The organism is Rossellomorea vietnamensis NBRC 101237 (assembly GCF_001591825.1).
In the GTDB taxonomy this organism is placed as follows: domain Bacteria; phylum Bacillota; class Bacilli; order Bacillales; family Bacillaceae_B; genus Rossellomorea; species Rossellomorea vietnamensis.
The window spans coordinates 81463-92903 of sequence record NZ_BCVQ01000013.1 but is presented as its reverse complement, the minus strand read 5'-3'; the positions used below and the strand labels follow the sequence as shown (position 1 = coordinate 92903).

The 11441-nt window shown below is 41.5% G+C and carries 10 protein-coding genes; 1 reads left to right on the top strand and 9 read right to left on the bottom strand.

The window, feature by feature from the left end; all coding sequences use genetic code 11:
- Positions 1 to 4 precede the first annotated feature (4 nt).
- The 3 genes from BVI01S_RS09555 to BVI01S_RS09545 all read right to left on the bottom strand — a co-directional run bounded on the left by BVI01S_RS09555 (position 5) and on the right by BVI01S_RS09545 (position 3015).
- Positions 5 to 490, bottom strand: a complete 486-nt coding sequence (locus BVI01S_RS09555) for a M67 family metallopeptidase (protein WP_082804703.1) — start codon at positions 488 to 490, stop codon at positions 5 to 7.
- A 72-nt stretch (positions 491 to 562) separates the two neighbouring features.
- A complete protein-coding gene (locus BVI01S_RS09550) occupies positions 563 to 1747 on the bottom strand; it encodes a hypothetical protein (protein WP_061809974.1) in 1185 nt (394 codons plus the stop codon).
- A gap of 95 nt (positions 1748 to 1842) precedes the next feature.
- Positions 1843 to 3015: a BMQ_0737 family morphogenetic spore coat protein gene (locus BVI01S_RS09545; protein ID WP_061809973.1), complete on the bottom strand. Its 1173-nt coding sequence runs from the start codon at positions 3013 to 3015 to the stop codon at positions 1843 to 1845.
- Positions 3016 to 3500: 485 nt separating this feature from the next.
- Here BVI01S_RS09545 and BVI01S_RS09540 point away from each other — a divergent pair, with 485 nt between their 5' ends.
- Positions 3501 to 4508: a coiled-coil domain-containing protein gene (locus BVI01S_RS09540; RefSeq protein ID WP_061809972.1), complete on the top strand. Its 1008-nt coding sequence runs from the start codon at positions 3501 to 3503 to the stop codon at positions 4506 to 4508.
- 22 nt (positions 4509 to 4530) lie between these two features.
- On the opposite strand, the gene BVI01S_RS09535 is transcribed toward BVI01S_RS09540, so the two are convergent.
- The 6 genes from BVI01S_RS09535 to rny all read right to left on the bottom strand — a co-directional run bounded on the left by BVI01S_RS09535 (position 4531) and on the right by rny (position 11324).
- Positions 4531 to 5397 (bottom strand): 2-oxoacid:ferredoxin oxidoreductase subunit beta, encoded by an 867-nt coding sequence (locus tag BVI01S_RS09535; protein ID WP_034760054.1) that lies wholly within the window; start codon positions 5395 to 5397, stop codon positions 4531 to 4533.
- Positions 5398 to 5400: 3 nt separating this feature from the next.
- Positions 5401 to 7143, bottom strand: coding sequence for a 2-oxoacid:acceptor oxidoreductase subunit alpha (locus BVI01S_RS09530; protein ID WP_061809971.1), 1743 nt, complete (start codon positions 7141 to 7143; stop codon positions 5401 to 5403).
- 232 nt (positions 7144 to 7375) lie between these two features.
- The gene (locus BVI01S_RS09525) at positions 7376 to 8299 is read right to left on the bottom strand and encodes a dipeptidase (RefSeq protein ID WP_061809979.1); all 924 of its coding nucleotides are present in this window, start codon (positions 8297 to 8299) and stop codon (positions 7376 to 7378) included.
- A gap of 101 nt (positions 8300 to 8400) precedes the next feature.
- Complete coding sequence (gene spoVS / locus BVI01S_RS09520; RefSeq protein WP_034760060.1) at positions 8401 to 8661, bottom strand: stage V sporulation protein SpoVS; 261 nt, start codon at positions 8659 to 8661, stop codon at positions 8401 to 8403.
- A 135-nt stretch (positions 8662 to 8796) separates the two neighbouring features.
- A complete protein-coding gene (locus BVI01S_RS09515) occupies positions 8797 to 9600 on the bottom strand; it encodes a TIGR00282 family metallophosphoesterase (RefSeq protein WP_061809970.1) in 804 nt (267 codons plus the stop codon).
- Between the two features lie 164 nt (positions 9601 to 9764).
- Positions 9765 to 11324, bottom strand: coding sequence for a ribonuclease Y (rny, locus tag BVI01S_RS09510; protein WP_034760066.1), 1560 nt, complete (start codon positions 11322 to 11324; stop codon positions 9765 to 9767).
- Positions 11325 to 11441: the final 117 nt, after the last annotated feature.

The window sequence follows — 11441 nt, the reverse complement described above, 5'->3', positions numbered from 1 at the left end:
CTTTTTAGCCATAAATTTCAATGGCCACTTCTTTCACTTTATCTTTACTGATTTTATAGCATTTGATGTCTGTCTTTACTCTCCCCAGGGCTAGGATGAAGTAATACATATTTTGACTGGGAGCATGATGAATGTCATCTTCAGAAGGCACGGCTTTTCCATAAGGATGAGAATGATACATACCTAATAGGTCTTCATTTTTTCTTTTCACCTTGTTCAGTATCCTGTCTTGTTCATTTAGATCAATGGCAAAAGTATAGGGACTGGGGTTAATATTTTTGGCGGGCCAAACATGTTTACATCTCTCATCAAGACCGGAAATAAATCCACATGCTTCATTGGGAAGTTCTTTCTTACATTCTGTCACTATTGCTTGGTACAGTTCTCTGGAAAGAAAGACTCTCTCTTTAAGCGTTACACCCGCATCCTTTGAATTTAAACTTTGTGCGTTTCGCTTCCATCTGTTTTCTTTGTTCTTTTTTAATACCAATGGGTGTGCTTTTTAACTGCCTGTATAGTTTATTTTGATCCTTGGAATTCATCTTCTCCCCCCCTTTCAAAATCATCGGATGTATTTATTTGGGTTAAACATCGTTCGTTTCGCTTCAGAAGCCATAGGGATATTACCATATTCTTCAAATTGAGGATTTACTTGAGGAATTTGTTTTTTTACCGAACTCTGCTGTTTCATTTTATTATAAAGGTCATTTTTTCTATTAGATTGTGTTTTTAAATCTTGACGAAGCTTCACCAGTTCTTGTTCCAGTTCGATTTCCCGCTGATTGCTTTCCTTCTGCTTACCCGTATATTTTTCATTTAATAAAGTTACTTGTCGTTCAAGATCTGATTCTCTCTGTTTGAATTCTTCAATTTGGTTCCTTAATGAATGGAGTTCTTCCTCATAATGTTCCTCGATTTTTTTTAACTCATCATGTAATTGACTCATTTTCTGCAAGTAATTTTGAGTGGTTTCCTCTCTCGAATTGCTCTGATTCAAAGATTCCTTGACTTCATTGAATTTGGAAGAGTATGTGACTAATTGTTCTTCGATCAAACCAAGTTTCTTAAGAATTTCCGGATGATTATTTTCTTCTTGCCCCCATAAAAATTTCCACATAATTGTATACCACCTTTCGTTTTTTCCCACAGTGTATTGTGTTCGTTGCTTTCTTATCCACTCCAAATGCGACTGGAAATAATCGGAATATATCTTCGCCTCAATGGACTTACTGCTCTCGGATACAAAGTAGTCATTCGCTTCAATCAGCAAAGATATAGCTTCATTTTTCACATTTTCAAGTAATGATTTATTTTGACTATGAGTGCTTTCATAGATCACCCTTATTTCAGGGATGGCTGTAGGAAGGAGATAATCAGAATCTTTCCACAAATCCCCTTCAGGAATATCTTCAACAGAAGGCTCCGCTTCTGTAATGTCTGAGTTGATTTCTTCAGATACATGTTCCTCATTCTGCAGATGAATATAGAGCTGATGCTTTCTTTCGATATCCTGAAGTAAATATTCAATCTGTGCTGTCAACATCTGGATTGTATGATGATTCTCCGCAATTTCTGATTGATACACCTTATGCTTTCCTCTTTCCCTGGACAATTCTTCTGACACACTTTTTATTCTCCTTGAATAATGATTGTATAGAGACTCGAGTTCTTCAGATATCAAATGAATATCATTTAATACTTCCGTTCCTTCTTTCCATGAATCGGGCTTGCTCTCCTTCTCACTCATCTTATTCACCTCCATTTATTTTTTTTATTATCTTATGTATGGTTTGTATACATGTTAAAAAAAAAAGGAGAGAGCTTCCTCTCTCCCTGACTTAATTAATCATCCAATCCGCCAAGTAAGTCTGCAAATGTGTCACACTCACCGAATTCAACCAATGCTTCTACATATCCACTATCAAAGATTACAACATTAGCTGTATTTCTTAAGATTAAGCGGAAGCCTTCTGAGATAGGACCTAATAATCCTGTAACGATTTGTAATTCGTAGAACAACTGTTCAGGTGCCCCATCAAAGTAGCGGATACCTTCTCCTACAGCTGTCAATCCATCCTCGCTGCAAGTAACGCTATCAATGGATGATGGATCAAAAGTGAAGCTGAAGTCCGGTTGGAATCCTGTTCCAGTCGGCGCCGGTGTAGGACCTACTTCTGTATCAGTGAATGAGTAAGACCAAGTGCTATCAGCAAGCGAGCATTCCTGACAAATTTCTGCTCTGAGGGTTGATAGTCCTGTTACAGTATCTGCACCAAAAGCTGCTAGTGTATCTTCGTTTCTAGCAAGAGCAGTCGCCTGGCATTCACAGTTATCAACTGGGAATAAACCTGGGCATTGACGAGGGAATTCAAGAAGGCTCAAGTCACATTGAAGTCTTTCTTCTGGTACAGGAATATTGTTAGGGCGTGGGAAACAGAATTTAGCCAATACTTCAAGCTTGACCGGATACTCAACTTGAACATCTTTACATAGTACGACCTTCAATGGAATCATTGGTCCAAATGGATCTGGTCCCATCAAAACTCCACCGGAAGTAGCAATAACTTGAGTCGCTCTGATATTTAAGTTGTCATTTGTAATTCCGACCGGCACACAAAGCATGATTTCGTCTGTGAACTGAGTGCGCACAGTGAATGAACACTCCGCTACTCCATCAATCAGGATTGTCACATCTACAGGTACTGTCCAGACAATAAGGACTTTTCCAGGGTTACCATTTTCAATGATTGAACCTGAAACGCTGACGTCAGCAGGATTTACCGGGGCAGTTTGCACCTCAACTCTCATGCCTGCCGCTAAGGCTGCACTGACTGCTGCGCGACATGCTTCATCTGGAATAAAGTTCTTATTCTCATACTTGTTCGCAAAGAACACCCAGTCATATACTTTGTCTACGCGGATACATTCTGGTGCTAGGTCATTTTGATCCAAGGGAATACCCGTCGGTGTTGGTGTAGGAGTCTGGGAACCCCTAATTTGTTTACGCTTCTTCAAACAAATCTTCCTTTCTTTTAATGAATATTTATATCACACTATATCCTATGGACGAGAACGAAATTGGTATAGAGTAAATACCTATTTATTTTAAAAAAAGTTAGTAGGCGTATTAATAGTTTTTTTAATACTATTAAAAAATAGGCTGATTCTATAGACGTTTGACAGTACACCAGTATCTAAATCCTCATATCATATACCATAAGGAAAGGAGGAATAAAATAACAAAACTGAATAAACATGCAACATGATGAACATTTCAATTCAACTTTTATATATAGTGTGTTTCAACTTTTATGGTTACGCTGCTTCCTTTAAATGAATATTACGAACGTGAACGATTATCCTATCATTGCAATGATATTAATTATATATAAAAGCCATGTAAACGCTGGGAAGTTTACATGGCTTCTTTCATGGACAAATACCGTTCATCCTGATTCATACATATACATATTAGAAAAACCCGAAAGGAGCTTACGTACGTGAGACAACTTTCAAACATCCAGCTACAGCAGCAAATCATCCATTATAAATCTGAAATGGAAAAGTACAAAAAGAAGTGTGAAAGATTAGAAAACGGAAGCCGTGCTCAACATTATGTCGCCATCAAAAAAGAAAACGATCTATTACAAAGCCGAATTCAGACCTATCTTCAGGAGCTTGAAATCCAGGCTTATGAAAGAAACACGGAAACCTCAAGATATCAAGCCCTTTTGTCTGCACAGGAAAGGGAAGTGAAAAAGCTCCGTTACATCCTGAACCAGGTCAAGGACCAGCTACGGACGTTCACGATTCATTATGTATCTGGTACAGAGAAACAAACGGAACAATTCCTTGATTCAAGAAGTTCACTGGAACACGAAATCCTGTCCTTACAAGTTGAGAACAGTTACTTACTAAAAGAGAAGGATTTTCTATTAAAGGCTAACCAAGAAATACAAAAACAATTATATAAAAAAGAAATCCAAATATGGGAGCTTGAGGCGTTACTTAAGGATGTGAGAATAGAATTGGCGTCACGGGAGCACGATTTGCATATTGAGAAGTGTGTGAATGAGGATCAGATTCATCGTCTCCTGTATGACAATGAAACATTAAAAAATCGCCTCTACTTGAATGAGATCGAGTTATATGAGTCACATAATCTTCTGATGGACTCCAAGATACTTTATGAATGGGTCAACAAACGACAGAAAGAAGGTCTGGAACGTGCAGGGGAAGTTCAGAAGGAGAATGAGTCATCCATTCAAGTGTTACAGGAAGAATTAAAAAGAATGCAGGAGGATAATAACAACTTTACCCGGTCACTTCAATCCGTCAGAATGAACATCAAAGACTTGAAGGATAAAGTATTTGTATACGATGAAGAAGAATCCATCTCCACGAAAGACACTCTGAAAAATTATGAAAATACCATCCAGCATCTTCAATTCACCAATTCCCTCTTAAATGAAGAAATCAATAAATTAAAAAACAAACCGGCCCCCTAAAAAAGGAGTCCGGTTTCTTCCATTACATAAATTCTTTCACTAATTCATCAAATTTACTTTCATCTAATCGTAAATCATGAGTACTGAGAGGCTCTTCGGAATAACCAGACACCAGGTCCTGGTAAGATGGCTGTTCATTGTTTTGATAAATCAAACCTGTAACCAGTCCATCTTTCTCCATGAGTGTACTCATGGCCTGCTCCCGATTCGACGGGTCATAACCTTCTACATCAGCGAGCTTTGTAAGGTTCTCTTTAAACCAATCGTACGTATTGATTTTATTATATGTGACACAAGGGCTGAACACATTGATCAGGGAGAAACCTTTATGGTTAAGTCCCGCTTCGATTAATGCCGTCAGTTCTTTCAAGTCAGAAGAAAAGCTTTGAGCGACAAAGGTTGCTCCTGCTGAAAGGGCCATTTCCATCGGGGCAAGTGCCTGTTCGATCGACCCCTGTGGCGTAGACTTGGTTTTGAAACCGGCGGACGAACGTGGAGACGTTTGTCCTTTTGTTAATCCATAAATTTGATTGTCCATTACAATGTATGTGACATCCACATTCCGGCGAATGGCATGGATCGTATGCCCAAGACCAATGGCAAATCCATCCCCATCCCCGCCTGAAGCGATGACGGTCAAGTCTTTATTGGCCATTTTCAATCCTTGGGCGATTGGAAGTGACCGCCCGTGGATTCCATGAAAGCCGTAAGAATTGATGTATCCGGATATACGTCCTGAACATCCGATCCCTGAAACGACCGCTAACTGTTCCGGATCCAGACCCACATTGGCAGAAGCCCGTTGGATCGCAGCCTGTACCGAGAAGTCCCCACATCCAGGACACCAGTTTGGTTTCACATTATTCCTGAAATCTTTGAAGGTAGCCATGGATCAGTTCAACTCCTTACATCTTGAATGAATTTCATTTGGTAAGTATGGTGTTCCATCATACTTTGTCATTTTAACGATTTTATTCCCGAAGCCTACATTCATTTTGATAATGTTGGCTAATTGACCGGTAGCGTTATTTTCAATCACGACCACTTTCTTCGCTGAATGCATAAGTGGCTCCAATTCATCGGACGGAAAAGGATGGATCAAACGGATATGAGCATGATTCACTTTCAATCCATCGGCTTCCAAACGACCCATCGATTCCTCAATTACTCCGCGTGTGGAGTTGAAACCTACTAATAACAAGTCAGCCTCTTCATGAGGGGCATGTGTGTGAATCGGATTTTGGAATTTGATATTCTCAAGTTTGCGCATACGTTTATCCATCTGCGCCTGTCTGTTCACAGGAGATTCGGATGGCTTTCCGGTTTCATCGTGCTCAACGCCTGTAACATGATGGATCCCATTTTTCATACCAGGGATGACGCGGGGTGATACCCCATCTTCCGTCACTTCAAAGCGCTTATAATATTTCTTTGGTTCTAATTCTTCTAATTCAGATTCATTGGCTGCAAGCCTTCCTCTGCGTATTTCCACTTTACTGTAATCAAGGGGCTCCACAGTTTGTTTACCTAGGGAAAGTTGAAGATCCGAAAGAATGATGACAGGGCATTGATACTCTTCCGCCAGATTAAATGCTTCCACTGTATCATAAAACGCTTCCTGAACGGTACTTGGTGCCAGGACGATTTTAGGAATTTCACCGTGAGTTCCGTAAATCATCGCCATTAAATCGGATTGTTCCTGTTTCGTAGGCAACCCAGTAGACGGTCCCCCGCGCTGCGTATCCACCACAACAAGCGGCTGTTCTGTCATTCCGGATAGCCCGATCGCTTCCATCATAAGTGACAGCCCTGGTCCTGCTGAAGCCGTGAAGGAACGGATCCCTCCGTAGTTCGCTCCGATCGCCATAGTGGCAGCTGCGATCTCATCCTCCGTTTGGATGACGGTCCCACCGACCATCGGCAGCTTCTTGATGAGATACTCCATGATTTCAGATGCCGGTGTAATCGGATAAGCCGCCATCAATCGAACGCCTCCTGCGAGTGCACCCAGAGCTATGGCGTCGTTTCCGATCATGAACATACGTTTATTCCCGTCTGCTTCTTTCAGTTGCAGGGAACCGACCTTGTCACCCAGTTCTGCTTTCATCGCAGCGAATCCCTGCTTGATCGCTTCCATATTTTTCTCAACGACCGTTTCACCTTTGCGACCAAAGATCTCTTCCACTACTTCCTTGAAAACGATTGGATCCAGATTGAGAACGGCACAGGTAGCCCCCACTGCCACCATGTTCTTCATGAGGGAAGTCCCGAGCTCCGTCGCTAATTCAGTGAAGGGAACAATGTAAAGGGAAGCATCCGTATCTTCAGGTTTCACAGGTTTGAACTTTGCATCAGCTATAATAACGCCATCGCTATGTAATTCTTTGTAATTCACATCAATCGTTTCCTGGTCAAATGCAACCAAAATATCTAAATCGTCCGCAATCGCACGTACTTGCGTGGTGCTTACACGAATCTTATTGTTTGTATGTCCTCCTTTAATACGGGAGGAGAAATGACGGTAACCATATAAGAAATACCCAAGGCGATTGAGGGCCATGGAAAAGATTTCACCTGTACTCTCAATACCTTCACCTTGCTGTCCGCCAACTTTCCATGAAAGCTGTTCCTTCATTCATTACACCCCTTCAATCATTATTTGCAACATCTATTATTGAAGTATATTCTCTTCATTAGGATTAATCATCTATTAGCGATGCAGCATTTTCATATCATTTACTCTATCAGTTTATCACTTTTCTCTTTAAATCACTACTGTATTGAAGAGATTATCAATCTAAATACATTCCTATCAGCAACACAACTAAACCACTAAAGGTTTTCCCCCCTCAGTGGTTTTATTGTAATCAATCAGGCAGTCTCTTAAAGAAGTTCTGGAATAAGAATTTCCTCACTTGTTTTTCACTGTAGTATCGTTGGAGGGTGTTGATTAAGTTATCATATTGAATGTATGAGGATAGACCTTGGACGGTTTCTGTTATCCCGTCGAAATCGGAGCCAAATCCGATATGGTCCTCACCTCCGAGACTGCATACATGTTCTAAATGGCGGACTACATCGGAAATCTCCGCTGTCCCTTTCTTGTTTAAAAATGGTGGGACAAAGGTGATGCCCATTACGCTGTTTTTTTTGATGAGTGCCTCAATCTGATCATTTTTCAAGTTTCGTGGATTAGGACAGATCGAGTAGGCATTTGAGTGGGATGCTATCGGATATTCTGCTAAATCCATCACATCCCAAAATGCTTTCTCACATAGATGGGACACATCTGTCCAAAGTCTTTTCTCATTTAAGAAAGAGACGATTTCCTCCCCAAGGTTGGTCAGCCCGCCCCCTCTCGGTTCAAGGGCCCCATCTGCTGCTGCATTGGCCCAATTCCACGTCAAACCGACCGACCGGACTCCCAGCCTGTAAAGGATTTCGAGCTTCGAAAGATCCTCCTCCACTGCTTCTATACCTTCGAGTGTCAGCATTGCCCCTATTTCACCTTCTGAAAGTTCCTCGATATCCTTTTTAGAAGTAACGAATTTCATCTTTGGGTTTGGCTTAAGGATCCTATTATGAAAAATATTCACCATTTCAAGTGCAGCTTGAAACCGTTGCCCCGGCTTCAGGTAGGATGGGATATAGATTGCGAACAATTGTATTTTACTGCTGCTTTGAATGAGTTGAGGGTAGGTAATATGTAAAGAACCCTTCGATTGAAAGGCCCCACTCCCCGGCTCCAGATATAGCTTCATCAACACATCACAGTGTGCATCAAATATCATATTTGGTCCTCCTTTCCGTTTCTCTTCATAATATGTATATTTGTTCATAGTATAAAGGCTGTCCACTAAAGGGTCCCCTTTAATGAACAGCCTATGGTTTATTATCTTGGTTCCACAATTAACTTTATCGCCGTACGTTCTTCTCCATCGATCAGAATATCCGTAAATGCCGGGATACATATTAAATCTAAACCACTGGGAGCCACAAAGCCTCTTGCAATGGCGACAGCCTTGACGGCTTGATTTAATGCTCCTGCACCGATTGCTTGAATTTCAGCTCCTCCTCTCTCACGAAGAACACCGGCGAGTGCACCAGCTACAGAATTAGGATTAGATTTTGCTGAAACTTTTAATATTTCCATTCCTTTTCCTCCTTGTCATTTCCCCCATACCGTATGTCCGTGGTAAAGAACAAACTTGGTATAAATGATTCCACTGATACTATATTCAGGAAATGGACAAATCATTCCGGTCACACCGAAAAAGGAGGAAAACATTTAATATTCTGCCATAAATGGATGGTCTTCGTTGATCAATATGCGCTCGATTTTTTTCGCTTTCCCCGACTTTTGATCAATGTCGATTAAACAAGCACTCAGGATTTTACGTCCAGCCTTCGGTACTTCAAAACGAACAGGTAAACTCGTCTGGAATCTCCTTAGAACGGAATCCTTACTCATTCCAAGTACCTCATCGTATGGTCCCGTCATGCCAACGTCACACATAAAGGCAGTCCCATTAGGAAGGATCCGGTTGTCCGCCGTTTGAACATGAGTGTGCGTTCCTATCACCGCAGAGACGCGGCCATCCAGAAACCAGCCTACAGCCTGCTTCTCACTTGTTGCCTCTGCATGAAAATCAACGAATATGACGGATGTTCTCTTTTTGGCCTCATCAACAAGCTCATCAAGAGCTTTAAATGGATCATCAAGTGGAGGCATAAACGTCCTTCCTTGAGCGTTGATAACTGCAACCTCTTTGCCATACACTTCCGCAAACACTAAACCGCTGCCCGGCGTACCTTCAGGGAAATTAGCCGGCCTTACCATTTGTTTGGATGAATCGATAAAATTAAAGATATCCTTATTGTCCCATGTGTGATTTCCCAGGGTGACCATATTGGCCCCATCCTGTAAGAATTGTTTATATATTTTCTCAGTAATCCCTCTGCCTGATGCAGCATTCTCTCCATTTACGATTGTAAAATCCGGTGAATGTTTTTTCTTTAACTTAGGCAGGTATTCTGTAATCATCTCACGGCCCATTGAACCGACTACGTCTCCAACAAATAATATTTTCATGAAAGTTCCCTTCTCTATATGTATTAAGTCTTGTGGTTATTGTATCACAAATAACTTGTCGCCTATTCATCCTATTAAAATCCATCATTGATTCTGTAACGGAAATCATTTAAAGCGATAAAAAAAGCTGACTCGAAGGGGATATCCCTCCTCGAGTCAACCTCTTATTTTGCGTATTCGACGGCCCTTGTTTCACGGATGACCGTTACTTTAATATGGCCTGGATAGTCAAGCTCATCTTCAATACGTTTACGGATATCCCTTGCCAATCTATGCGATTCGAGATCGTCAATGGCTTCCGGTCTTACCATGATCCGTACTTCACGTCCTGCCTGGATTGCGAATGATTTCTCAACGCCTTCATATGACTCTGAAATTTCTTCCAGTTTCTCCAGTCGACGGATGTAGTTCTCAAGCGTCTCACTTCTTGCTCCAGGTCTTGCAGCAGATAAAGCATCAGCTGCTGCAACCAGTACGGCAATGATGGATGTCGGCTCTGTGTCTCCATGGTGAGAAGCAATACTGTTGATTACAACAGGATGCTCTTTGTACTTCGTTGCAAGTTCTACACCAATTTCGACGTGGCTTCCTTCCACTTCGTGATCGATCGCCTTACCGATGTCATGTAGCAATCCGGCGCGTTTGGCGAGTCTTTCATCCTCACCAAGCTCAGCTGCCAATAACCCGGACAGATAGGCCACTTCCATCGAGTGTTTTAAGACGTTCTGACCGTAACTTGTACGATACTTCAAACGTCCCAGGATCTTGATTAAATCCGGATGAAGCCCATGAACGCCCACTTCGAAGGTAGTCTGTTCACCAATTTCCCGGATATACTCATCCACTTCACGGCGGGATTTATCCACCATTTCTTCAATTCGTGCAGGGTGGATTCGTCCATCCTGAACTAATTTCTCTAATGCAATTCGAGCCGTTTCTCTACGAATCGGATCAAAACCAGAAAGAATAACCGCTTCAGGAGTATCATCAATAATCAAATCAATACCCGTAAGTGTTTCCAGCGTACGAATGTTACGTCCTTCCCGCCCAATAATTCGACCTTTCATCTCATCATTCGGTAGATTCACAACACTGACCGTCGTTTCTGCCACATGTTCAGCAGCACAACGTTGAATAGCCAGTGAAAGGACTTCTTTCGCCTTCTTATCTGCATCTTCCTTCGCACGAGTTTCATGTTCTCTGACCATGATGGCGATATCATGGGAGAGTTCATTTTCAACGCGGTCAAGAATGATTCCTTTCGCTTCATCACGAGTCAGGCTCGAGATACGCTCTAGCTCTGTTTGCTGTGATCGTACCATCTCGTCCACTTTGCTTTCCATCTCTTCAATATGTTGTTGTCTCTCGTTAAGAGTCCCCTCTTTTCTCTCGAGTAAGCCTTCACGCTTATCAAGCGTTTCATCTTTTCGATCGAGGTTTTCCTCTTTTTGCATCAAACGATTTTCTTGTTTTTGCAATTCATTTCTTCGTTCACGAAGGTCGTTTTCCATTTCAGTGCGAAGTTTATGATTTTCGTCCTTTGCTTCCAAAAGTGCTTCTTTCTTCAGAGCATCTGCCTCGCGCTTCGCATCTTCTAAAATCTGCTCCGCTGAACCTTTAGCACCAGCAATCTTTGCTTCAGCAATGGACTTACGAATTAGGTATCCAACAACTACACCGACGATTAGGCCAAGCAAAATGAAGATGATTGTAATAGGTTGCATTATTTCACCTCCTCTTGCTATGAACTGTCATGTTTTTTACATGTCGGCTTGTACATTGCTCACTTGAACAAAATATACAGCGCTAGGCTTTCAAATATTCATTCGAAAAATTTGTAA

Coding starts and splice junctions, on each gene's coding strand:
- BVI01S_RS09550 (WP_061809974.1), bottom strand. CDS start 1,747: ATGAGTGAGAAGGAGAGCAAGCCCGATTCATGGAAAGAAGGAACGGAA.
- BVI01S_RS09535 (WP_034760054.1), bottom strand. CDS start 5,397: ATGGCTACCTTCAAAGATTTCAGGAATAATGTGAAACCAAACTGGTGT.
- BVI01S_RS09530 (WP_061809971.1), bottom strand. CDS start 7,143: ATGAAGGAACAGCTTTCATGGAAAGTTGGCGGACAGCAAGGTGAAGGT.
- BVI01S_RS09525 (WP_061809979.1), bottom strand. CDS start 8,299: ATGATATTTGATGCACACTGTGATGTGTTGATGAAGCTATATCTGGAG.
- spoVS (WP_034760060.1), bottom strand. CDS start 8,661: ATGGAAATATTAAAAGTTTCAGCAAAATCTAATCCTAATTCTGTAGCT.
- BVI01S_RS09515 (WP_061809970.1), bottom strand. CDS start 9,600: ATGAAAATATTATTTGTTGGAGACGTAGTCGGTTCAATGGGCCGTGAG.
- rny (WP_034760066.1), bottom strand. CDS start 11,324: ATGCAACCTATTACAATCATCTTCATTTTGCTTGGCCTAATCGTCGGT.